The following is a 24,346-nucleotide window of genomic DNA, read 5'->3' on the forward strand; positions in this document are numbered from 1 at the left end:
TTAAATATTTAATTTTTATTATTGGCTTTTAATTTATTGACAGTCCCGTTTAACTCAAATCCTAAAAGCAAAATCATACAATTGATCCATATATAAAACATCAACACTAATAATGTTCCTATTGATCCATATAATTCATTGTATTGTGAAAAGTTTTTAACCCAAATTCCAAATAAATATGAATCTAAGATAATTAAGATTGTTGTAAATACCGATCCTATGGAAATAAATGCTCTGTGATTATCATGTTTTGTTCCAAATTTGAATAGTATTGATGTGGTTATTAAAATCATTACTATAACAAATGCATATCTTCCTAAAACAATCAACTGAATTTGATCGCTAAAAACTGTCTGTTGAAGTACTACTTCAAAAACTACAATTGTTGAAACTGTTACAATAAGCAATAAAGATAATAACAAAGACATGGCTAGAGCTACGAGATATTGCTTGATAAAACCTCTTTTAATAAGAACATGACGCGAGGTTTGAAAGCCACCTAAAATTCCGTTTAATCCATTTGCCATCAAAAAAATAGAAAGAATAAAACCAGAGGATAATAAGCCTGAATCACTATTATTAAGAATATCAGTTATTATTTGATAAATCGCATCATAGGTATTTGGTGGAACTCCATCTTTAACAAAAATTAGAAAATCTTCTTGAAATCCCTCAATAGGTATAAATGGAATTAAATTTAATATAAACAGTGCAAATGGGAAAAGCGCCATAAAAAAGCTAAATGCAATAGCGCTTGCATGATAGGTAAGCGCACTTTCGATGATACCTAAACCGTATAGCTCAAGTAAATCATACAAAGACAAACCTGCAAGCCACGGAAGTTTTATTCTCTTCATTACATGGACAAGATTCCGCACAATAGGGATTCTTTCAAGTTTACCTTCAATTTCTATACTCATATTGCTTTGAGGCTCAAGTCCATGTTGTATACTGAATGTGTCAATGCACCTGAGGAAATATAATCAACTCCACATTCAGCATATTGTCGAATGGTGTCTTCATTAATATTCCCCGATGATTCTGTCAAACATTTATCGCCTATCAAAGTTACCGCTTTTTTTGTATCTTCAAAGTTGAAATTGTCAATCAAAATTCTGTACACGCCGTCACTTGCTACTATTTCTCTAATTTCATCTAAGTTTCTAGCTTCAACAATAATTTTAAGATCGAGATTATTTTCTTTTAAATAGGCTTTTGTTTTGGCTATAGCCAAAGTAATTCCGCCAGCAAAATCGTTATGATTGTCTTTCAACATCACCATATCATACAAAGCAAAACGATGATTTTCTCCACCACCTATTTTTACGGCCCATTTTTCGCAGGCTCGAAATCCAGGAGTAGTTTTACGTGTATCTAAAATTTTGGTATTTGTTCCCTTTAGCAAATCAACGTATGCTACTGTTTTTGTTGCAATTGCTGACATTCGCTGCATTGAATTTAAAACAACACGTTCTGATTGTAATATTGATTGCGAACTTCCCTTAACATAAAAAACAACATCGCCTTTTTTTACTGCGGTTCCATCTTCTATAAAAGTTTCTATTTGTAAACTTGCATCCACATATTCAAATATCATTTTGGCAAAAGCTACTCCAGCAATGATTCCATCTTCTTTAACAAGTAATTTTGCTTTTCCACCGGCAGATACAGGAATACAGGCCAGAGAACTATAATCCCCTGAGCCTACATCTTCTCTAATAGCATTTTCTATTATTATTTTTAACTCTTTTTGGAATTGCTCTTCAGTAATCATTTCATAAAATTTATAGAATACGAAAGTACAGCATATTTAATGAAATCGAAAATTTAGACCTTTAGTTATTTTTAATAAGTACTCACGATCACTCTTATTTTTCTAATTTTACATTGTTGAACAGCTTATAAAGTTTACTAATTAATAAAAGTAATTTTTTAAATTGGTAGATCAGCATTTAAAATCTTACATTTGAAAATAGAAATTTAAATACTTTTTTATGAAATATTTAATGAGCGTAGTTTTAGTCTCAACAATTCTTTTGACTTCTTGTAAAGATGAAGTAAAAACAGACAGTATCAAAACGACACCAAATACCGTAGTTCCTTTTACTGAGGTAGGTAATCAAATGCGATCACAACAACCTGCAAGTGCAGATCAAGCTACTGTTGGAACAAGTGACACTGGAACAAGTGACACTGGAACAAATCCTGCACACGGACAACCTGGACATCGTTGCGAACTTCCTGTTGGAGCACCATTAAATGCTCCCGCATCACCTGCTAAAGCTGCTGCAACACCTGCTGCTGCCCCAGTAACAGCTATTGCAGTTCCAAATGCTGGAACTCAAAATCCTATTACAACAACTCCAACTTCAGAAGGAATGAACCCTCCACACGGACAAACAAATCACAGATGCGATATCGCAGTTGGCGCTCCATTGCCGAAATAATAATTTTATTATTTATAATAAATCCGACACTAATGAATGATTTAATACTATTTGAATTTAATTCAAACAGCGACCTCAGCAATTGGCAAGTAGTCAATGACGGAGTGATGGGTGGAAAATCTAAAAGTCAATTTTATCTCAATGATAAAGGCGAAGGTCTTTTTGAAGGCAAAATTTCCCTTGAAAATAATGGCGGATTTTGTTCTGTAAGATTTGTATGTGATCCTATTTCTATCCCTGATAGTACCTTTTTTAGTATTCGCTTAAAAGGGGATGGTAAACAATATCAGTTTCGGGTTAAGTCTAAAAAAAACGATGCGCAATCTTACGTTTACCCTTTTCAAACATCTGGGGAATGGGAAACAATAAAAATTCCCGTAGAAGCATTATATCCTGCTTTTAGAGGACAAAAATTAACAATGCCAAATTATAATGGTGCACGATTAGAAGAAATTGCTTTTTTAATTGGAAATAACGAAGCAGAAAGTTTTAAGTTATTGATCGGTACGATTGAAGTGCAATAATAGTTTTATTCCAGAATTTAAAAATATGAATATCAAGTTAATTGCTATTGGAAAAACTGATAATAAAGCTTTACAGACTTTAATTGACGATTATACCAAGCGTTTAAGTTTTTATATAAAATTTGATTTAGAGATAATTCCCGATATCAAAAATGTAAAAAATTTATCTGAAAGTCAGCAGAAAGAAAAAGAAGGCGAACTTATATTATCTAAAATTACCCCTACTGATCAACTTATATTATTAGATGAAAATGGAAGAACTTTTTCCAGTGTCTCTTTTTCCAGTGAGTTACAAAAAAAAATGAACACAGGGGTTAAGACTTTAGTTTATGTAATTGGTGGACCTTACGGTTTTTCAGATATGGTTTATACTAAAGCGCAGGGAAAAATTTCATTGTCATTAATGACCTTTTCACACCAAATGGTACGTTTATTTTTTATCGAACAATTATATAGAGGTTTTACAATTTTGAAAAATGAACCCTATCATCATCAGTGAAAGTTGGAAGATAGAAGATGAGGAACGAGGTACGAACTTGAAAGCACGAGGTATGAAGGTGGAATTATGAGGTACGAGGTTAGAAATACGAAGCACTAAATACTAGGTACGAAATAATAGGGACGAAATACATGATTTGTTGTCTATACTATTAAGTTCAGATTATAGATTCAACTTTGTCATTCTGACGAAGGAAGAATCTTTGTTTGTTGCTCGACTTTGTTGAGATTGCTTCGCCTATTGGGCTAAACTCTTGAATCCTACTTCGTCGGAATAAAAAAACAATAATTTTATTTGATTATTATCCTCAGTTTAATGACGTTGGGCATAAGGTACGAAGGTTGAGGTACAAATTACGAATCACGAATTACGAATTACGAAACACAAATTACGAATCACGAATTACAAAATACGAAATACGAAATACGAAATATGAGGTCAATGCCATTGAGTTAAGCTTTTAGCTCTTCAACTTTGTCACTCTGATGAAGGAAGAATCTTTGTTTGTTGCTCCGCTCTATTGAGATTTTTTAACCTGACCAGGTAAAGTTAAATAACATAACTCACAGAAATGACAAAAACAATAATTAAAATTAGTCATTATACTCATCTTGCTTTAAAAATCCTAGTGCTACAATTTGATAGAAAATAAAAATTTTTACTTAATTATAATAAATTCTGGTTTTAAAACTTTTTTTTAGATACTTTTAAAAAACGGAAATCCTTTTATAAAACATATTCATTGATGAATTTCATATCTGTGTTCATTTAAATTAAACATCTAGTAATACCTTTATCTAGTACTTTTAAAGGAGTAATAAAAAAATTTCACCAACTATAATGATGTTTTAATAAGCATAACTCGAGAACTTGTAATTAAAAATTTATGTTAAAAAAATTTGAAAGTAATCAGGAATGTTTACTTTAGATCAATATAAACTTAATTAATTAACAATGAAAAACCTATCTAAACTTTTTACAATTTCAATTTTTTTATTAGTCATGATCTCATGTGATGATGATAATGATTCAAACAGTGGTCCGAGCATAACAACTTATACTGCTACAATAAATGCTGCCAATGAGGTTCCTACAAATAATTCTACAGCAAAAGGAACTGCAACGCTTTTATTTAACAATACTACCAAAGTGTTTACTGTCACAGTTACTCATAATGTGGCGTCACCAACAGGAGGACATATACATAAAGGAGCGGCAGGTACAAATGGTGCTGTGATTTTTCCTTTTACTAGTTTAACTTCTCCTTTTACATACGCTAGTGCTGCACTTACTGCTGAGCAAGAAGCTGATTTAATGGCAAATTTATATTATGTGAATTTACATACTGCTGCTTTCCCTGGTGGAGAAATTAGAGGCCAACTTATGAAAGGGGCTACAACTGGTGGAGGTAAATAATTTAAATCAGTAGTAATTTTAAAAGTCAAAAGGTCTTACTTTTTTAAAAAAGTAAGACCTTTTGACTTTTACTTATCTGTAGAATTTATAAATATTCAAAATTGAAGCTTATAATTTATAACACTCTGCAAAATTTTTTATTTAAAAAATGAACTCTTGATTTTCATCAATTTTTAAAGCTTTTTTATTTACTTTGATAGTTTTAATAAATACTTTGTTCTCAATATAACTTCCGAAACTACTATTTTTATCGAAGCATAAAATAAATGGACTATCATTTTCAATAGGCATATAACTAAGATATTTTTGCAAATCTGCTTTTGAAATTATAGAATCATTTACTACCAATTTATCTTTATAAAAATATATTTTTAGACTTCTTGATAATGGTTTCTCCATTTTATAAAACACATCCGTAAAAGGAATAAAAGCTAAGTTTCTACCAACCGTATCGGCATAAGAATAATAATTTTCTGCTTTTTCGTTTTTATGTGCTTTTTCTTCACGCTTTTTTTGTTGCAATTTCATCACTTCAGGAATCACTAATCTTAGCGGTAAGCGCTTATCTACATTTAAAATCCAATTAGTAGAAATGATACTATTTTTTCGGTTGACTTCCACTAATGTATCTTTCTCATTTGTTCTATAAAAAATATAAATTGGTGATAAATCATTTACCTCTTTAACAATAGTAAAATTTGATTTTGGCAATAATACGTCTTCTTTATTTCCACAGGAAAATAAGGTCAATAAAGCAAGCAACGACAAATATTTCATAATTATGAATTTATTTTATTATACAAGATAACGCATTCTACAGCTTCTTTTACATCGTGCACTCTCAGAATTTTGGCTCCTTTAGTAAGTGCTACTGTATTTAAAACTGTGGTTCCGTTTAAAGCACTTTCTGAAGTACCATTTGTCATTTTATAGATCATTGATTTTCTAGAAACACCAGCAAGTAATGGTAATTCTAACATTTTGAACAATTCTATTTTTTTTAAAACTTCGTAATTTTGATCTAAAGTTTTAGCAAAACCAAAACCAGGATCGACTATAATATCATTGATGCCAAAAGTTCTCGCCTGAGCTACCCTTTCTGAAAAATAAAAAAGGATTTCTTTTACAATATCCTCATAATTAGTCATGCTTTGCATCGTCAACGGATTACCACGCATGTGCATCATTATGTAAGGAACGTTATACTTACCAATAATTTCAAACATTTTGTGATCGAGCTTTCCTGCCGAAATATCATTGATAATTGCTGCGCCACTTTCTATAGAAGCTTTAGCCACTTCGCTTCTAAAAGTGTCAATGGAGATATACGTTTCTGGAAAATGTTGCATTACTAAATCCACCACAGGAATAATTCTAGAAATTTCTTCTTTTTCGGAGACAAAATCAGCGTTAGGTTTACTCGAGTATGCACCAATATCTATAATATCAGCAGCCTCTTGCAGCATTTTCTCAACTTGAGAAAGGATTTCAACTTCGTTTTTATACTTTCCTCCATCATAAAAAGAGTTAGGTGTTATATTTAAAATACCCATTACCTTTGGCGTTGATAAATCCACCAATGTTCCTTTGCAGTTAATAGTCATTCGTTTATGTTTTTAAAGAGATCAAAATTCTACTTTCCAAAATAAATATACTATTTTTGAAAAATTTTGAATACAAATATACATCAATAATGAAGAATACCTCAAAGGAATATGATAGTGTTATTGGAATATGTCGCGCACTATTTATCAATAAAATGCAAGATTATGGTTGCGCATGGCGCATATTAAGATTGCCTTCGGTAACGGATCAGATTTACATAAAGGCACAACGTATTAGAAGTTTACAGGAAAACGAGATCCGTAAAATTGATGAAGATGAAACTGGGGAATTCATTGGCATCATTAATTATTCCATTATGGCATTGATACAGCTAGAATTAGGCGTAGTTGACCAACCCGATTTAATTGTTGAAAGAGCCACTGAATTGTATGATACAAAAATACGAGCGACTAAGGAATTGATGGAAAACAAAAATCACGATTATGGTGAAGCATGGCGCGAAATGCGAGTAAGTTCCCTAACTGATTTAATTTTACAAAAACTTTTACGTATAAAACAAATTGAGGATAACAAAGGACAAACATTAGTTTCTGAAGGCATCGAGGCTAACTATCAAGATATAATTAATTATGCTGTTTTTGCTTTGATTTTAATGGATTTTGGAAACAATTAATTTAGGCAGAAGTTTTTAAAAATTAAAAAAAAGATTAATTACAAGGTCCGGTGTGGAACTTTAACACAAAATACTATTTTAAAAATAAGAGCATTTGTTTTTTAAAGAGTAGAAAAAATACATTTGACCAATTATTGGCAAACAAAAAAACATTAAAATGAAAAATATAATCACTCAGTTTTCTCGAATATTTGTTGGAATATTATTTATTATTTCGGGACTGATTAAGTTAAATGATCCTATAGGATTCTCTTATAAATTAGCAGAATATTTCAGCGAACCGGTATTTAACATGCCTTTCTTCGTTCCTTTATCATTAGCGCTAGCCGTATTTTTAGTCATTCTTGAAGTGGTTTTAGGTGTTATGTTGCTCATTGGTTATAAAACAAAATTTACAGTTTGGAGTTTACTATTGTTAATCGTTATGTTCACTTTTCTAACTTTTTACTCCGCTTATTTTAATGTTGTCAAGGATTGTGGATGTTTTGGAGACGCATTGAAGTTAACTCCTTGGCAATCATTTACTAAAGACATTGTACTTCTTTTCTTTATTCTTATACTGTATTTTAACCAAAATTTGATTAAACCTCTTTTTAATAAAACGACTCAGAATGTTGTTTTTTTAGGCAGTATTGTTTTGTGCGCAATTTTAGGATTTGTAGTTTTAAAACATTTACCTATTATTGATTTCCGACCTTACAAAGTGGGCAGTAATATTCAAGAAGGAATGCTAGTCCCTGATGATGCTGAAAAGTCAGTAGTTGAAATGATTTTTATTTATAAAGTAAATGGTGTTAATACAGAATTTGCTGAAAAAGATTTAATGAATATTCCCGAAGGAGCCGAATTTGTTGATCGAAAGGACAAAGTTATCACAGAAGGTTATGTCCCTCCTATTTTTGACTTCACTATGGAAAAAGATGATTCTGATTATACAAGTGAATTTTTAGAAGCTCCTAAAACCATGTTGATTGTCGCTTACGATTTACCAAATGCTGATAAAAATGGATTGGCTAAAATGGAAAAATTATATCTTGAAGCTAAAGCTAAGGGATATAAAGTGGCTGGAATGACATCTTCTTTACCAGAAGAAATTGATAAAGCTAAAAAAGAATTTGGATTGACGTTTGATTTTTATTTTTGTGATGCCATTACATTAAAAACAATTGAAAGAGCAAATCCAAGTATTGTGATTCTCAACAAAGGCACTGTGATGCAGAAAGCGCATCACAATGATTTATCTCATTTAAAACTATAATAATATCTTGAAAATAAGCATTAAAGCTTTTAGAATTTTAAAGTTTAGTTTATTTATCATGGATTTAAAATCAAATAGTTTCTCAACTTATCAACTATATCGATAGTAAATGGAATTGTAGATTTTCAAAATTTATAATAAACTATCAATTCCAATTTTTTTTCTAACTTTACTAAAATTATATAATATGAAAAAAATAATAGTAGCTTTATTTGCTTTTGCAGCATTTTCATGTTCAAAAAGCGATAAAACAGAATTCTCACAGGAAGCTTTATCAGAAACGCTGTTAGCAACAGATGGCAGCCAAGTTGCATTCAAGGATATTTTAGAAAAATACAAAGGAAAAACTTTAGTGATTGAAATATGGGCTTCATGGTGTGGCGATTGCGTGAAGGCAATGCCAAAAATAAAAGAATTACAAGCACAAAATCCTAACGTTTCGTATTTATTTATCTCAATGGATAGACAAGCTGCAGCGTGGAAAGAAGGTCTTGTAAAACATGAATTGCAAGGAGATCATTTTATGGCAAATGACCAAATGAAAGGTGTTTTTGGAAAAGCGGTTGATGTAGATTGGATTCCAAGGTATATTATTGTTGACAAAAATGGTAAAATTGTTTTATACCGCGCTATCGAAACTGATTTTGAAAAAATTAATCAAACTTTGAAAGAACTGAAATAATACTTTCACTGTAGTGAGATCCGTTACAAAATTAGACTAAAATAAGAATCAAGCATAACCCAACTAAAATGAGAAAAAAGATTGTTGCAGGAAACTGGAAAATGCATAAAAATGCAGAGCAAACAGAAGATTTATTAAATGAATTAATAGCAAAAATACCAACAAATACTGACGTACAAATTATTGTAGCACCTACATTCGTAAATTTAGCTTCAGCTGTAGATCATTTAGAATTTACTAATATTGATGTGGCTGCTCAAAATGTGCATCAAGCAGAAGCAGGTGCTTATACCGGCGAAATTTCAGCAGATATGTTGAAAAGTGTTGGCGTAAACACCGTTATCCTTGGACATTCAGAACGTAGAGCTATTTTTAATGAAACAGATGCATTAATCGCTAATAAAGTCGATACTGCTTTAGAGCATGAAATGACTGTTATTTTTTGTTTTGGAGAGGAATTAAAAGATCGCCAAACTAAAAATCATTTTAATGTAGTTGAAAATCAATTAAAAGATGGTTTGTTTCATATCAATGCTAATAATTGGGAAAAGATAGTTTTGGCTTACGAACCAGTTTGGGCAATTGGAACTGGTGAAACAGCTTCGCCTGAGCAAGCACAAGAAATGCATGAATTTATAAGACGCACTGTGCTCACTGCATTTGGGCCTGATATTGCTGATAACGTATCTATCCTTTACGGAGGAAGCGTTAAACCTGATAATGCAAAAGAAATTTTCTCAAAACCAGATGTAGACGGCGGTCTTATAGGTGGAGCAGCGCTAAAAGCAGATGATTTTGTAGCAATTGTAAATGCTATTTAAATTAAATTTATAAAAAATAAAAAAAGCGGTAAATTTTTAAAATTTACCGCTTTTTCATTAAATTCCTATTTCGACTTGGAAACGCATATACCAATTATTTTTAGTACTTCCACTGTAATAATCTAAAGTATCAAAGGTTAACTCGGTTTGTAATTTAAAATTATGTTGCCATATATATTTGGTTAAACCTAAGGTATATTGCTTGGTATTAGGTGCAAGAGTCTGAATATCTTTTCCCATTTTTTGAGTAGAATATCTTCCTATAATTTCATAATTAGATGGAAAATTGTAACTCAACTGATAATCAAAACCATTTCCTACATAAGCAAAATTCGATTGAGAATTATTTAATGGATTAATTGTAACGGCATTTCTTGATGTGTTTCTAGACATATAACTTGACATTGCTGCCCACCCATTGTATTTTAAGATGGCGTCCAGCATAAAAGATTTCATGGTGCGCTCTTCAAATAAATCATTCCCTAATTGACCTTGAGTTCTCCTAGCGTGATTATTTTGCTGGAAAGCACCAGAAAGTAATAATTTCGCTGTTTTTTCTCTAATAATGTCTCCTTCAAAATAAGCTCCATCTTTGCTAAAAGCACCAAATGGTAATAACTCCATCTTTCCTGTAAAAGCAAGACCAGCATCAGCGTTACCAGTTATGTTACGACCTTCGCCAGTAGAAAGTGCTGTTTTTAAATTATATGAAAATTTATCTTTATACTCATTTAAATTATGAACTTGAAATCCAAAATCTCTATCAATTGTAAATCGAGCATTATTTATGGAGCGATCTGTCAATTGTAACGCTCCAGAAGAATTCAATCTCTGACGATTTCCAGGTAATTTAGTTTGTCCAAAACTGATATTCCAATGCTTATTTGGCCTGTAAAAAACAACCGCGTCACGAATGATATTAATATTTTCACCTTCTCTAATTTCGCCAACATCGCCAGGTGCAAATGAAAGTTGAATGGCATATAAGAATTTTGGATTACCCACAAAGCCGTCTAATCGCAAGCGGAGACGCCTAATTTGCGCATCATAAGCGCCATCCTTGCCATCGTTCTCGGTATATGTAACCCTGTTTTGCATTCGGAATCGAATGTTAACTTGGTATAAACTATCGGGAGATGTAATTCCTATTCCTTTACCAAAACTGAAATAAGGAAGCGCTGATAGTTTTAAATCATTACTTTGCTTAGTTTGCTTTATATCCTGTTGTGAAAAGCCTGTAAAGTTAATAAGCAGTAAAAAATAAAGGATGGTTTTTTTCATTGTTATTTGTGTGTTTACCACAAAATTAAAATAAAAATTGATTTACAAATGCGATTTGGTAAGTGATTGTTACCTTTGCAAAAAAAATAAGATGTCAAATATATATATAGGCTATCATTTTACTATTGAACCAAAAGATTTGGGTTCTGAGATTCTGATAGCGGAGCTTGGTGAAAGAGCATTTGAGAGTTTTACTGAAACAGAAACGGGAATTTCAGCTTTTGTACAAAAAGATTTATGGGATGAAATGATTCTTAATGACATACGTATTTTACAATCAGAGGAATTCACGATCGATTATACTTTTGAAGAAATCGAGCAAGTAAACTGGAACGAAGAATGGGAAAAAAACTTTGAAGCAATTGACGTTGATGGCAATTGTCATGTTCGTGCTCCTTTTCATCCTAAAACAGCTGCTGAATTTGACATCATTATTGAGCCAAAAATGAGTTTTGGAACCGGACATCACGAAACCACTCACATGATGATCCAGCATTTACTAGCGATGGATGTAGCCGGAATGAAAACGCTTGATATGGGTTGCGGAACCGCAATTTTAGCGATACTTGCTGAAATGAAAGGTGCAAAACCCATTGATGCAATTGATATTGACAACTGGTGCTATTTGAATTCTATGGAAAATGTAGAACGCAATAATTGTACTCATATTACAGTTTATGAGGGAGAAGCAGCATTACTGAAAGGCAAAAAATACGATTTAATAATTGCGAATATCAATAGAAACATTTTGTTGAATGATATGCAAAGTTATGTTGATTGTTTGAATCCAAGGGGAACTTTGTTATTGAGCGGTTTTTATAATGAGGACATTCGCTTTATCGACTCTTCTTGCACAGAGAAAGGATTAACTTTTGTTAAAAAACTCGAAAGAAACAATTGGGTATCTTTAAAATACGTAAATTAGTTTATCTATTTTTTTAATAATTACGAAAGTATAAACACTACAAAATGAGTACTAAAGAAAAAGTAAGAGAAAGAGTAAGTGTCAAAGAAGCGATACAATTAGATAATGAAATCGTAGTTTACAATGATGACGTAAATACTTTTGACCATGTTATAGAAACACTAATGCGCGTTTGCGAGCATGCTCCTGAACAAGCTGAACAATGCTCATTAATTATACACTATAATGGAAAATGCACGGTAAAAACAGGTTCTTTCGAAAAGTTAAAACCTCAATGTACGCAATTATTAGAAGCAGGATTAAGTGCCGAAATAATCTAAGAATTTACATATTTTTTTTCCATAAAATTTGTGGTAAATAATTCAAAAAAACTCTTTTTATTCTATAATTGAATAGAAAAGAGTTTTTTTTATGGAAAATACTTAAAAGAAGTAGTAAAGAAATTTACAGATCTCCAATTTAATCGTTCATTTTATTTTTTAATTATCACACTTTTTAAAAACGAAAAAGTAAAAGATGCAAAGTAGCAACTTGTTAAAAATATTTATCGGTTTGAGCATTATTTACTTAATCAACGTTACAGTAGGACGCGTAAATATTGCGTGGTTTTTAAAACCTTTTTTACTTCCTTTACTTCTTATCGCAGTTAAGTTACATAATGACTTTCTCAGTAAAAAACTATTATTAACTGCATTATTATTTTCATGGATTGGTGAGCTATTTCTACTATTTGCTGCTATGGCAGACATTTATTTTATTGGAGGATTTATCGCTTTTTTACTTTCGTACATTTTTTATATTCTTTAATTTAACAAGCAATTAAAGATATATATCAAAAAAGCAAAATGATTTACTGGATTGGAATTACCCCAATCATCATTTATTTAGCGGCAATGATGTTGATTTTGATGCCTTATTTAGGTCCATTATTCATTCCTGTATTTGTCTATGAAATGACAATTTGCATCATGTTAGTTTTTGCTTTATAAGGGTTTCTAAATTGGCATAAGCCAGCAAATAGCTATATTTCAATATGAGTTATTTTTTTTGTGGCTTCCAGTAGTATTTTAGTATTTGATAAATTTTATGTTGCTATACAGAATAACGCATTTTTTATAATGTCAACTCACCTGACAGGGCAATATTTAGTAGTACGTGGTATTTTACAATTAAACAAAAAAAGCTGCAAATTCTTTAGAAAATGCAGCTTTTTAACTTGTTGAAATCACGATTAATGAGGTAATTTATTTTTTAAAACTCCATACAAATAAGTTCCTAAAAGCGCTCCAAAAAGCACTATAAAAACAGTCCAGAAACCAGCTCCTATTAATATAAATATAGGTCCCGGACAGGAACCAACTAGTGCCCAACCTAACCCAAATAGAATGCCACCGATCCAGTAACGGGCGGATCCTTTTTCTTTGTCTTCAATAACGATTGCTTTTCCTTTTATATCTGTTATATTTTTTCTTTTAATCAATTGTATTCCAATTACTCCTGTCAAAATTGCTACTGAAATAATTCCGTACATGTGGAAGGATTGAAATTGGAACATTTCATAAATACGATACCAAGAAACAGCTTCTGATTTGGTTAGAACTATTCCGAAAATAAATCCAACTACTAAGTATTTTAAAATGTTTTTCATGCTTTTTTTTCTGATTTGTAAAATTTGATTATTAAAGTATTATTTCCCTATAATTATTGGTAATAAAAAATGTGCCATAATCAATCCGCCAATAAAGAATCCAACAACCGCTTTCAAGGAAGGAATTTGTAAATTACTTAATCCCGCAATGGCGTGCCCTGAAGTACAACCGCCAGCGTAGCGCGAACCAAAACCAATTAATAAACCTCCCGTTAAAAGAATTAAAATAGTTTTTGGTGATTCTAAAATTTCTAGTCCAAAAAGGGCTTGTGGCATCAACTTCCCGTTTGGTGCGTCAATTCCCATTTCACCTAGTTGGTAGATAGTTTGCGGACTTATCGAAACATTTGATGGATCACTCATAAAATTGACAGCAACAAATCCACCTATCATAGCTCCTATAACAACCACTAAATTCCAACGCTGTGCTTTCCAGTCAAAGTCAAAAAAAGAAACTTTTTTTCCTAAACCAGCTATTGAACATAACGAACGTAAATTAGAAGACATTCCAAAGGTTTTTCCAAAATAAATTAAACTTAGCATTATTAGACCTATTATAAATCCTGAAACGTACCAAGGCCACGTATGAAACACAATTTCCATCTTTTGTTTTTTGACAAATATAGGTTGCATTTTCATAAAAAAAAAAGAGTTTGTACATGAAAAGCACTGATTACAAAGCTATTTTATGTGCAATAGTAAAAGAAATAACTCCATATAATATAATGGAAAAATTACATTTCTAGTCAAGTGTGACTTATGTTACCGTATGCCCTATTTTGTCACTATATCTTTGCTTCATAATCAAGATAAAGCAATTATGAAGAAAATAAATTTTATACTACTCTTAGGAATTCTATCCATTTCTACTTTAGGATTTAGTCAAGATACATTGACTATTTCTAAACAAGATATTTGGTTAAAAGCATCCGATAAAAATCTCCAAATCAAAATGGTAAATCAAGATTTTAAATCGGCACAAGCGGATTATAGACAGTCAAATTCACTGTTTTTACCTAGTATCACCCTCGCTCATACTGCTATATCGACCACAAATCCTTTAATGGCTTTTGGATCTAAATTAAATCAGGAAATTTTAACAGCTTCTGATTTTGATCCAGCGAGACTAAATAATCCAGCAACAACAAAAAACTTTGCAACAAAATTTGAAGTCTTACAGCCTTTAATTAATGTAGATGGAATTTACGGAAGGCAAGCAGCAAAGGCAAAAATGGAAGCTTTCGCTTTACAAACAGAAAGAACTAAAGAATATTTAGAACTTGAAGTTAACAAAGCTTTTATGGAATTGCAATTGGGTTATAAAGCGGTAACTGTTTTAGAAAAAGCAAATAAAACGGCTGATGCCAACTTGAAATTGATAGAAAACTATTTTAAACAAGGTATTCTTCAAAAAACAGATTTACTTTCAGTACAAGTACGTGTAAATGAAATTAAAAATCAATTACAGTATGCTAAAAGTAATGTGCAAAATGCTTCTGATTATTTGGCTTTCCTTTTAAATGAAGACAATACAAACAAAGTTTATAAACCAATTGAGGAATTAGAAAATTCGATTGTCATCGAAAGTATAAATACTACACTTTCCAACACTAGAAAAGACGTACAAGCGATGGATAAATCATCCGAGGCTTACGCAAAAATGCTACAATCGAGCAAAATGAACTTTTTACCTAGGTTAAATGCTTTCGGAAGTTACGAATTGTACGATGACACTTTATTTGGAACTAATGCAAAAGGATACTTAGTTGGAGCGCAATTGTCATGGAGTTTGTTCGACGGTTATAGATCGATAGGAAAAATGGAAAAGGCGAAAGCAGAATTCCACAAATCAGAGATTGAAACCCAACAATACAAAGCTAAAAGCCAAATGGAATTGAGCAAAGCCAGCCGACAGCTAAAAGATGCTGAAAACAAGGTGAATCTTTCTAAGCTGGTTTTGGAACAATCACAAGAAGCTTATCGTATTCGTAGCAACCGTTTTACTCAAGGATTAGAAAAAACAACCGACTTGTTACAATCAGAAACACTGATGTTTCAAAAAGAATTAGAATTTTTACAAGCTGTCTTTGAATATAATTTCACTCAAAACTATTTACAATTTTTAACTAAATAAAATAATAAATGGTAATGTCAAAAATCACATATCGAATTTTATCCTGCAAGGTTTTCAAAACCTTGTAGGTATTAGAGAATTAAAATATTGTTATTCTAATCATTCAAAGCATACCTGCAAGGTTGAAAGAAACCTTGCAGGATACCAAAAAATCAATAAAAATAAAACTATGAAAAAGATATTTATACCCGTAATAGCCTTGTTAATTTTAGCTTCTTGTAACAGCGAAAAGAAAGAAGAGATTGTAAAAGAACCTGCTATCGCTGTAAAAGTAAGTGGAGTTTCTGAAAACACTAATAGTCCGTTTGTAACTGCAAGTGGAAAGATTGAAGCTAAAAATAGCGCTAACTTAAGCACTAGAATGATGGGATATGTAACTAAAGTTCATGTGCAAGTGGGTCAAAAAGTAAATGTGGGACAGTTACTAATGAGCATTAACAATACGGATCTTCAAGCTAAAAGAGCGCAAGTAGATGCCAGTATTCTTCAAGCTACAGCAGGTTTTAACAGTGCTAAAAAAGATTACGATCGTTTTGTTAATTTGTTCAAACAGCAAAGTGCTTCTCAAAAAGAATTAGATGATATGACGGCGCGCTACGAAATGGCTAAGGCAGGATTAGAAGGTGCAAAACAAATGAGAAATGAAGTCATAGCGCAGTTTAATTACTCTAATATCACAGCTCCATTTACGGGAGTAGTAACCAATACTTTTGTAAAAGAAGGTGATATGGCAAATCCAGGAATGCCGTTAATCAGTGTTGAAGGTGCATCTAAATTACAAGTTATAGCAATGGTTTCTGAAAATGATATTGCTGCAATTAAAAAAGGAATGCCAGTTAGCGTTTTAGTTAAATCCTCTAATGAGAAATTAAAAGGAAAGGTAAGCGAAGTCAGCATTTCGGCTACTAATACTGGAGGACAATATTTAGTAAAAGTAGATTTAGATAAAACAGATGCTACCGTACTATCAGGAATGTTTGTGAATATTCAGTTTCCAATTGAAAATAAAGTAAACTCATCAAAAAGCGAAGTGCTTTTAGTACCAGAATCAGCTTTAGTAAAACAAGGACAATTAACTGGAATATATACCGTAGGAACTGGAAATGTAGCCATATTGAGATGGTTGCGTATTGGGAAAAGTTTTGGAGAACAAGTTGAAGTTTTATCCGGTCTTTCGGCTGATGAGCGATATATCGTTTCGGCAGACGGAAAGTTATACAATGGAGTTCCTGTGAGTGGTCAGTAGCTCAGTGGTCAGTGAGTAGTGCTTAGTGTTCAGTACAGATAATTAAGAAGATTTTGTCATTAATTCTGCGTGAGGGATAGTAGTGAAAATCCTTTTTGTATCGTTGATAAACGAGACAAAAAGATTGTAACGGATAGCCCGACCCGACCTTTTGGGAGGGTCACGCCCAAATAAATAAAAAACAATGCAAGAAGGTATTTCAGGTAAAATAGCCAGTTTTTTCATGAACTCAAAACTCACCATCTTATTGATGATTGGTTTGATGATTATTGGAGTTTATAGTTCGTTTTTAATTCCTAGGGAAGAAGAGCCGCAGATAAATGTACCCATGGCTGACATTTTAGTTGGTTATCCAGGTGCGAGTCCGTCAGAGGTTGAAAGTCGTGTGGCAAAACCGTTGGAGAAAATTATATCTAACATAAAAGGCGTTGAACATGTGCATACAATGGCGATGAACGGTCAGGCGATGTTGATTGTTCAGTTTTATGTAGGTCAAGATGTGGAGCGTTCGTATGTAAAATTATACGATGAATTAGCGAAACATGAGGATATGTTCCCAAAAGGAGTGTATAAACCAATGGTGAAAACACGTTCAATTGATGATGTTCCGATGTTAGGGATTACTTTATGGAGCGAAAAAGAAGATGCTTTTCAAATTCGCCAAATTGCTGAAGAAGTAACTTCGGAGATTGAGAAAATTAAAGATGTAGCCATTACCAAAGAAATTGGCGGTAGTAATCGTGCGTTAAAAGTAGTTTTAGACAAAGATAAAATGGCCGAAAATGGCGTGGATGCTTTGGGAATAATGCAAATGATTCAAGCCAATAACGGCAGTTCACAATCAGGTGGTTTTGTTCAAAATGATCAAGAATACTTAGTGACTACTGGCCAATTTTTATCGAATGCTGAGGATGTAGAAAATTTAGTGGTGGGTATTAATAAAAATATGCCTGTCTATTTAAAGCAAGTAGCTAAAGTGCAAGACGGACCGGAAACGCCTCGTAGTTATGTTTCTTTTGGGTATGGCAAAGCCAATAAAAAATTTAAAACGGCAAAATCAGAATATCCTGCTGTTACGATCTCTATAGGAAAAGTAAAAGGAGCTGATGCGATGAAGATTTCGGAGAAAATCCTTAATAAAGTGGAGTTATTGAAGAAAGATTTAATTCCTGATGATGTTCATGTTGAAGTAACTAGAAATTATGGTGAAACAGCCTCAGATAAAGTAGGCGAACTTTTATTTCACTTATTTATTGCGATTGTTGCAGTGACTGTTTTAGTGATGTTAGCTATGGGATGGCGCGGTGGATTAGTGGTGTTTTTCTCGGTTCCATTAACCTTTGCACTGACTTTATTTAGTTATTATTTATTGGATTACACTTTAAATAGAATTACACTTTTTGCCTTGGTTTTCGTAGTGGGAATTGTGGTTGATGATAGTATCATTATTGCAGAGAATATGCACCGCCATTTCAAGATGAAGCGACTGCCGTTTAAACAAGCAGCTATTTACGCGATAAATGAAGTAGGAAATCCAACAATATTAGCCACTTTTACAGTTATTGCAGCGATTTTACCAATGGCTTTTGTATCAGGAATGATGGGGCCTTATATGAGTCCGATGCCTATTGGCGCTTCGATTGCAATGATTTTATCGCTATTTGTAGCCTTGACAGTTACACCGTATTTAGGATATCATTTACTTCAAGAAAAAGATACGCAAGAACATAAAGAATCAGAAGGATTAGAAACAAGCCGTATTTATAAAATATACAATAAGCTAGAAAGACCATTATTAGAAAGTAGTCCGAAAAGAAGAATTTTATTAGCGGTAACAGTTATTTTATTAATTGGTTCGGTTTTTATGTTTTTTACAAAATCGGTGGTGGTAAAAATGTTGCCTTTTGACAACAAAAATGAGTTTCAAGTAGTGATTGATATGCCAGAAGGAACTACACTAGAGCGCACAACTGTTGTCACTAAAGAAATTGCACAGTACTTATCAGCAAGACCAGAAGTGGTAAATTATCAAAATTATATTGGCACCTCTGCTCCTATTACTTTTAACGGATTAGTGCGTCATTACGACATGCGTGGCGGTAGTAATATGGCTGATATTCAAGTTAATTTACTACACAAGGAAGAAAGAACGATACAAAGTCACGCCATTGCGAGAGATATGCGAGCCGATGTTCAGAAGATAGCTAAAAAATATGGTGCAAATGTGAAACTGATTGAAGTGCCACCAGGACCGCCAGTTTTATCAACGCTAGTTGCTGAAATATATGGAGGGCCTAATTATGATGAGCAAATAAAAGTTGCAAAGCAAGTAAAAACCATTTTAGAAAACACCGCTGATGTAGTCGACATCGATTGGATGGTTGAAGACAATCAAGTGGAATACAAACTTGAAGTAGATAAGGAAAAAGCGATGCTTAACGGAATCGCTCCGCAGCAGGTAGTGGGGAATTTAACCTATTTATTAAAAGAGTATCCTATTGCAAATTTATATGATGAAAATTCAAATGATAATGTAGCCATTGTTCTTTCGCTTGATGATAAAGACAAAACGAGCTTACAAGATATTCAGAATTTAAAAATTAAAGGAAGTCAAGGCAATATGATTCCAATAAGTGATTTAGTAAAAGTAAAAACCGATACTTTACAAAAAACTATTTACAGAAAAGATCAAAAACGAGTAGTTTATGTAACAGCTGATATGGCTGGAGCACTAGAAAGTCCGGTATATGCTATCCTAGGAATGAGCGAACAACTCACTAAAATGAAAGTTCCTAAAGGCTACAAAGTCGAAGAACTGTATATGGAGCAACCTACTGACGAAAGTAATTTTACCATAAAATGGGATGGAGAATGGCAAATTACCCTGGAAGTATTCCGTGATTTAGGAGTTGCATTTTTAGTTGCAATAGTCATTATCTATATGCTAATTGTAGGATGGTTCCAGAACTTTAAAACACCAATTGTAATGATGTTAGCTATTCCGCTATCGTTGATTGGAATTGTTTTTGGTCACTGGTTGTTAGGTGCTTATTTCACAGCGACTTCGTTTATTGGGATGATCGCCTTAGCTGGTGTAATGGTTCGAAACTCGGTACTACTGATTGACTTTATCGAAATTAGATTGGAAGACGGAATTCCGTTGAAACAAGCAATTATAGAAGCTGGAGCTGTGCGAACCTCTCCTATTTTGTTAACCACAGGAGCAGTAGTTATTGGAGCATCTATTATATTGTTTGATCCATTGTTTCAGGGATTAGCGATTTCATTAGTGTTTGGAGCAATTGTTTCTACAATTTTAACATTGCTAGTAGTACCATTAATTTATTACATTGTAGAAAGAAAAAAATGGGAATCCTCTCCCAACCAATCTAAAGTTGGGGAGCAAGAAACAGAGTCTTCTACTAAATTATAAAGAACATTTATTAACGAAAAGCTGTTGAAGCTTTCGACTGTGGACTTTGGACTTTGGACTTTGGACTTTGGACTTTGGACTTTGGACTTTTAAAATATAAACTATGAAACTACTTATAATAACTGCTGTCTTAGATTTTGAAAAAGAGATTAAGCAAATGCTAAAAAAAGTTCATGTAAAAACCTTTACTTATAAAGAAGTAAAGGGTTTTACAGATCTTTCAGAAGAAGCGATTGAAAGCAATTGGTTTGCATCTGACATAACTGAAACAGAGTCTATACTCTTTTACGCTTTTGTAAAAAAAGAAAATATTGATCCCTTATTTGATTTGGTTAACGATTTCAATACTAAACAAGTGACCATGTCAAACATTCATATTGCTGTACTCAATATCGAAAAATCAAATTAATAACAAATAAATTAAGAGGATGAGATTACTTCATTCCTCGCACTAACATTATGAAAAACAGAATAGTAAGATTCGTAGCGGGAAGCTTTATATTAATTAGTTTGCTTTTATCAATATATGTAAACCAAAATTGGTTATGGTTTACTGCATTTGTAGGAGCTAATTTATTACAGTCATCTATTAGTAAATGGTGTTTGATGGATACTATTTTAGCAAAATTAGGAGTGAAGGATTAGTTTTGTGCGTGAATAGCAACTCGTGATTCGTGATTGGTGATTCGTCATTCGTGATTCGTCATTCGTGATTCGTCATTCGTGATTCGTCATTCGTGATTCGTGAATAAAGAATAGTAATTGGTTTTTAGCATTTAAGACGTACGAATAAATTATAATTTTAGAAATAGAATTATTGAATTATGATTATAGATTAAAACATGTGAATTATTTTGATACTTCAATTGACAAAAAAAACATATTGTAATCGATAGAATTTAAAGTTCTGATTATCTTTGTAACTCTAAATAATGAATTGTTAAAACAATTACAAATTATTTTTAATGTTACAGAATTATGAACAATATGAAAAAATCCATTCTCTTGATCGCCCTTTTTATTGTTACTTCTTCTTGTGTAAGCACTAAATCTACTTTAAAAAACGTTGATGATAATGCGCCAAATTTAGTGCTTTCACGAGAAAATACTTTTGTGATTACAGAATATAGCACCGATAAAAAATACGGTTATAATGCCGATTACCCTGTTAATATTTTTTTCCAAAACACGAGAAATGAAACCGTGAATCAAGAGCGTTTTCTAAATGCTTTGGCCGGGCCCAAGGGCGAAAAAATAAATTTTTCAAAATTAGAAAGTTGCTGTCCTTTTCCAACAAAGAGAACCGACTTAGGCGCGGGTTTTCTTGATGTCTATGAGTTAAAATGGGAAGGTCAAAAAAAACCAATCAAACTGTATTTGAATATTTATGAAAAAGGAATTTTGATGGTTCCAGTTGGGTTTAGTTTAAAGAAAAATTAGAGTTTTAAACAGGATCCATTAAATTTATTTTCAGATAATAAGGACACTCATAACCAGTGTAAATTCTCTACCTAAAGCTTTTTTTCGTGGTACTGTTTCATTTCTCGCAATAACCATTGGTAACGCTCCGATGCTTCGGGAGCAGGACACGAGCGCAGCGAACTGACGAAGTAAATAGCTCCAAATAAAAGCAGAAACCATAAACTAGAGTCATAAAACCTAACTATCTTTGCACTCTCAAAAAACAACTACTATGAACATAAACAATATTCCCCAAATTAAACATACTGAAAGTGGTAACTTCTTCCTATTAGCTGGTCCTTGCGCTATTGAAAGCGAAGAAATGGCTATGCGAATTGCTGAAAAGCTAGTTGGCATCACTGATAATTTACAAATTCCTTTTGTTTTCAAAGGATCTTTCAAAAAAGCAAATCGCTCTCGAATTGATAGTTTTTCAGGAATTGGCGATGAGAAAGCGCTTAAAATTCTTAGAAAAGTTTCAGAGACTTTTAAAGTACCAACAGTTACTGATATTCATACGAATGAAGATGCTGATATGGCTGCTCAATATGTTGATGTTTTACAAATTCCTGCTTTTCTAGTACGGCAAACAGATCTAGTTGTGGCTGCAGCAAATACTGGAAAAGTAGTCAACCTGAAAAAAGGACAATTTATGAGTCCTGAAAGCATGAAACACGCGGTACAAAAAGTATTAGATTGCCAAAATGAAAATGTAATGGTTACCGATCGAGGAACGATGTTTGGTTACCAAGACATGATTGTTGATTTTAGAGGTATTCCTACTATGCAGCAATACGCTACAACAATTCTTGATGTTACGCATTCCTTACAACAACCCAATCAATCTGCAGGTGTAACGGGCGGAAGACCTGATATGATTGAGACTGTAGCTAAAGCTGGTATCGCTGTGGGAGTTGATGGAATTTTTATAGAAACCCATTTTGATCCAGCTAATGCAAAAAGTGATGGTGCTAATATGCTGCATTTGGATTATTTTGAATCCTTAATGATAAAATTAGTGGCTATCAGAAAAACAATAAATACATTTTAAATTAAACATACAATTTCATTGAAAAATAAATTTTTATTATTCGTATTGTTCGGATTTTCTAGTAACACTTTTGCTCAAGAGCAAATCAATATACAAGATAAATATACTGAAAATAACAAAGGGAAATTCTTTGTGTCATGGGGAGGAAATAGAGATAACTATTCTAAATCTGATATTACCTTTAAAGGGAAAGATTATAATTTTACTATTAAAAACGCCGACGCACATGATAAGCCAAAAGGTTGGCATGTTGATTACGTGAACCCAGTAAGAATGACGATTCCACAAACTAATTTTAGATTGGGTTACTTTATTTCTAATAAATATAGTGTTGCTATAGGTGTGGATCACATGAAATATGTGATGGCTCAAGATAAAGCTGTTAAATTGAATGGGTTTTATCCAAACCCAGGAACTTACGACGAACTACTGCCAAATAATCAGATTCTTTTGACTGAAAAATTTTTAACCTATGAACATACAGATGGGTTAAATTACGTTAATACTGAAGTGTCGAGACACGATGATATTTCAAAATTGTTTAGACTTCCCAATATTGATAAAGTACAAATTAATGTTACAGAGGGCTTAGGATTTGGGATGCTTTATCCAAAAACAAACACCATGTTACTAGGTAAACAACGCCACGATGATTTTCATGTTTCAGGTTTTGGAACCTCTTTGAAAGCGGGTTTGAATGTTACATTTTTTAAACACTTTTATATCCAAGGAGAATTAAAAGGGGGTTATATTAATATGCAAGATATCAGAACCACACAAAGTATTGAAGATAGTGCCTCACAAGATTTTTTCTTTTTTCAAAGAATAATAGCTTTTGGAGGAATATTTAGAGTTTAATTAAATGTTGTAGTTCCGCAGTTGCATAAAGGTTTACAGATTACAGAGAAAAATTATAAAAGAGGATGCCAGCATTGGTAGCCTCTTTTTTTATACTGTTTAATTCAACAATTTAATAATCTATTTATATTTTGTCGTTTCATTGTGGTTTATCTTAGATTAATAGTTAAATTTGAAAAGTCTGGTTATTTTTTTTTAATTAATAAAATTTCAGCAATAAGGGTAAATCTTCTGCTTTCACTCAATTTAATTCAATAAATATAAAATTTTAATGAAGGACACCAATCTAAATATTGAGAAAGAAAAAATTTATCATTTTGATAATTTCTGGCTCTTCGCCTAAATTAGTGGAATTATATATTTTAGGCATTTCCTAAATAATACACCATCTTTATGAAATGCTGCGAATTTCTATAACCTCTT

Annotated in this window: 27 protein-coding genes; 20 read left to right on the forward strand and 7 right to left on the reverse strand. The window is 32.3% G+C overall.

Annotated elements, in window-relative coordinates:
- Positions 1–8: 8 nt before the first annotated feature.
- On the reverse strand, positions 9–920 hold the full coding sequence (locus tag RCH18_RS13205) for a YihY/virulence factor BrkB family protein (RefSeq protein WP_326937234.1): 912 nt from the start codon (positions 918–920) through the stop codon (positions 9–11).
- Positions 917–1,774, reverse strand: a complete 858-nt coding sequence (gene nadC, locus RCH18_RS13210) for a carboxylating nicotinate-nucleotide diphosphorylase (RefSeq protein WP_326937235.1) — start codon at positions 1,772–1,774, stop codon at positions 917–919. The genes RCH18_RS13205 and nadC overlap by 4 nt, the downstream gene beginning before the upstream one ends.
- Positions 1,775–1,994: 220 nt before the next feature.
- Between nadC and RCH18_RS13215 the strand changes: the two genes are divergently transcribed.
- The 4 genes from RCH18_RS13215 (at position 1,995) to RCH18_RS13230 (ending at position 4,886) form a co-directional block, all read left to right on the forward strand.
- Positions 1,995–2,447, forward strand: a complete 453-nt coding sequence (locus tag RCH18_RS13215) for a hypothetical protein (RefSeq protein WP_326937236.1) — start codon at positions 1,995–1,997, stop codon at positions 2,445–2,447.
- Positions 2,448–2,479: 32 nt separating this feature from the next.
- Entirely contained in the window at positions 2,480–2,971 is a 492-nt protein-coding gene (locus RCH18_RS13220; protein ID WP_326937237.1) for a CIA30 family protein, read from the forward strand.
- Between the two features lie 25 nt (positions 2,972–2,996).
- The gene (gene rlmH / locus RCH18_RS13225; RefSeq protein WP_326937238.1) at positions 2,997–3,470 is read left to right on the forward strand and encodes a 23S rRNA (pseudouridine(1915)-N(3))-methyltransferase RlmH; all 474 of its coding nucleotides are present in this window, start codon (positions 2,997–2,999) and stop codon (positions 3,468–3,470) included.
- Between the two features lie 954 nt (positions 3,471–4,424).
- Positions 4,425–4,886, forward strand: a complete 462-nt coding sequence (locus tag RCH18_RS13230; RefSeq protein ID WP_326937239.1) for a CHRD domain-containing protein — start codon at positions 4,425–4,427, stop codon at positions 4,884–4,886.
- 141 nt (positions 4,887–5,027) lie between these two features.
- On the opposite strand, the gene RCH18_RS13235 is transcribed toward RCH18_RS13230, so the two are convergent.
- Both RCH18_RS13235 and folP read right to left on the reverse strand, forming a co-directional pair.
- The gene (locus RCH18_RS13235) at positions 5,028–5,663 is read right to left on the reverse strand and encodes a hypothetical protein (RefSeq protein ID WP_326937240.1); all 636 of its coding nucleotides are present in this window, start codon (positions 5,661–5,663) and stop codon (positions 5,028–5,030) included.
- 2 nt (positions 5,664–5,665) lie between these two features.
- The gene (folP, locus tag RCH18_RS13240) at positions 5,666–6,490 is read right to left on the reverse strand and encodes a dihydropteroate synthase (RefSeq protein WP_326937241.1); all 825 of its coding nucleotides are present in this window, start codon (positions 6,488–6,490) and stop codon (positions 5,666–5,668) included.
- 89 nt (positions 6,491–6,579) lie between these two features.
- Between folP and RCH18_RS13245 the strand changes: the two genes are divergently transcribed.
- The 4 genes from RCH18_RS13245 (at position 6,580) to tpiA (ending at position 9,886) form a co-directional block, all read left to right on the forward strand.
- The gene (locus RCH18_RS13245) at positions 6,580–7,125 is read left to right on the forward strand and encodes a DUF1599 domain-containing protein (protein ID WP_326937242.1); all 546 of its coding nucleotides are present in this window, start codon (positions 6,580–6,582) and stop codon (positions 7,123–7,125) included.
- A gap of 157 nt (positions 7,126–7,282) precedes the next feature.
- Positions 7,283–8,383, forward strand: a complete 1,101-nt coding sequence (locus RCH18_RS13250) for a BT_3928 family protein (RefSeq protein WP_326937243.1) — start codon at positions 7,283–7,285, stop codon at positions 8,381–8,383.
- 187 nt (positions 8,384–8,570) lie between these two features.
- Positions 8,571–9,065, forward strand: coding sequence for a TlpA family protein disulfide reductase (locus RCH18_RS13255; RefSeq protein WP_326937244.1), 495 nt, complete (start codon positions 8,571–8,573; stop codon positions 9,063–9,065).
- Between the two features lie 68 nt (positions 9,066–9,133).
- Positions 9,134–9,886 carry a triose-phosphate isomerase gene (gene tpiA / locus RCH18_RS13260; RefSeq protein ID WP_326937245.1) on the forward strand — a complete coding sequence of 251 codons (753 nt, stop codon included), beginning with the start codon at positions 9,134–9,136 and terminating at the stop codon, positions 9,884–9,886.
- Between the two features lie 57 nt (positions 9,887–9,943).
- Here the strand turns inward: tpiA and RCH18_RS13265 are convergent, their stop codons facing one another.
- Positions 9,944–11,167, reverse strand: a complete 1,224-nt coding sequence (locus RCH18_RS13265) for a porin (RefSeq protein WP_326937246.1) — start codon at positions 11,165–11,167, stop codon at positions 9,944–9,946.
- Between the two features lie 91 nt (positions 11,168–11,258).
- Between RCH18_RS13265 and prmA the strand changes: the two genes are divergently transcribed.
- The 4 genes from prmA to RCH18_RS13285 all read left to right on the forward strand — a co-directional run bounded on the left by prmA (position 11,259) and on the right by RCH18_RS13285 (position 13,081).
- Positions 11,259–12,092, forward strand: coding sequence for a 50S ribosomal protein L11 methyltransferase (prmA, locus tag RCH18_RS13270; RefSeq protein WP_326937247.1), 834 nt, complete (start codon positions 11,259–11,261; stop codon positions 12,090–12,092).
- Positions 12,093–12,136: 44 nt separating this feature from the next.
- A complete protein-coding gene (locus RCH18_RS13275; RefSeq protein ID WP_326937248.1) occupies positions 12,137–12,412 on the forward strand; it encodes an ATP-dependent Clp protease adaptor ClpS in 276 nt (91 codons plus the stop codon).
- 196 nt (positions 12,413–12,608) lie between these two features.
- Positions 12,609–12,899, forward strand: coding sequence for a lysoplasmalogenase family protein (locus RCH18_RS13280; protein WP_326937249.1), 291 nt, complete (start codon positions 12,609–12,611; stop codon positions 12,897–12,899).
- Positions 12,900–12,937: 38 nt separating this feature from the next.
- Positions 12,938–13,081 carry a hypothetical protein gene (locus tag RCH18_RS13285; protein ID WP_326937250.1) on the forward strand — a complete coding sequence of 48 codons (144 nt, stop codon included), beginning with the start codon at positions 12,938–12,940 and terminating at the stop codon, positions 13,079–13,081.
- A 242-nt stretch (positions 13,082–13,323) separates the two neighbouring features.
- Here the strand turns inward: RCH18_RS13285 and RCH18_RS13290 are convergent, their stop codons facing one another.
- Together RCH18_RS13290 and RCH18_RS13295 are read right to left on the reverse strand one after the other, a co-directional pair.
- Complete coding sequence (locus tag RCH18_RS13290) at positions 13,324–13,740, reverse strand: DUF6691 family protein (RefSeq protein WP_326937251.1); 417 nt, start codon at positions 13,738–13,740, stop codon at positions 13,324–13,326.
- 39 nt (positions 13,741–13,779) lie between these two features.
- Positions 13,780–14,343, reverse strand: coding sequence for a YeeE/YedE family protein (locus RCH18_RS13295; RefSeq protein WP_326937259.1), 564 nt, complete (start codon positions 14,341–14,343; stop codon positions 13,780–13,782).
- Between the two features lie 217 nt (positions 14,344–14,560).
- On the opposite strand from RCH18_RS13295, the gene RCH18_RS13300 reads away from it, so the two are divergent.
- The 8 genes from RCH18_RS13300 (at position 14,561) to RCH18_RS13335 (ending at position 23,923) form a co-directional block, all read left to right on the forward strand.
- Positions 14,561–15,874, forward strand: a complete 1,314-nt coding sequence (locus tag RCH18_RS13300; RefSeq protein WP_326937252.1) for a TolC family protein — start codon at positions 14,561–14,563, stop codon at positions 15,872–15,874.
- 169 nt (positions 15,875–16,043) lie between these two features.
- Positions 16,044–17,120, forward strand: a complete 1,077-nt coding sequence (locus RCH18_RS13305; RefSeq protein WP_326937253.1) for an efflux RND transporter periplasmic adaptor subunit — start codon at positions 16,044–16,046, stop codon at positions 17,118–17,120.
- 184 nt (positions 17,121–17,304) lie between these two features.
- Positions 17,305–20,553, forward strand: coding sequence for an efflux RND transporter permease subunit (locus RCH18_RS13310; RefSeq protein WP_326937254.1), 3,249 nt, complete (start codon positions 17,305–17,307; stop codon positions 20,551–20,553).
- A gap of 103 nt (positions 20,554–20,656) precedes the next feature.
- Positions 20,657–20,962 (forward strand): hypothetical protein, encoded by a 306-nt coding sequence (locus tag RCH18_RS13315; RefSeq protein ID WP_326937255.1) that lies wholly within the window; start codon positions 20,657–20,659, stop codon positions 20,960–20,962.
- A gap of 50 nt (positions 20,963–21,012) precedes the next feature.
- On the forward strand, positions 21,013–21,198 hold the full coding sequence (locus tag RCH18_RS13320) for a YgaP family membrane protein (RefSeq protein WP_072991228.1): 186 nt from the start codon (positions 21,013–21,015) through the stop codon (positions 21,196–21,198).
- A 342-nt stretch (positions 21,199–21,540) separates the two neighbouring features.
- Complete coding sequence (locus RCH18_RS13325) at positions 21,541–21,993, forward strand: 2-dehydro-3-deoxyphosphooctonate aldolase (protein ID WP_326937256.1); 453 nt, start codon at positions 21,541–21,543, stop codon at positions 21,991–21,993.
- Positions 21,994–22,246: 253 nt separating this feature from the next.
- Positions 22,247–23,065 (forward strand): 3-deoxy-8-phosphooctulonate synthase, encoded by an 819-nt coding sequence (gene kdsA, locus RCH18_RS13330; protein ID WP_326937257.1) that lies wholly within the window; start codon positions 22,247–22,249, stop codon positions 23,063–23,065.
- Between the two features lie 18 nt (positions 23,066–23,083).
- Positions 23,084–23,923 carry a hypothetical protein gene (locus RCH18_RS13335; RefSeq protein ID WP_326937258.1) on the forward strand — a complete coding sequence of 280 codons (840 nt, stop codon included), beginning with the start codon at positions 23,084–23,086 and terminating at the stop codon, positions 23,921–23,923.
- Positions 23,924–24,346 lie beyond the last annotated feature (423 nt).

Origin of the sequence: Flavobacterium sp. PL11 (genome assembly GCF_035985025.1) — a bacterium.
Taxonomy (GTDB): domain Bacteria; phylum Bacteroidota; class Bacteroidia; order Flavobacteriales; family Flavobacteriaceae; genus Flavobacterium.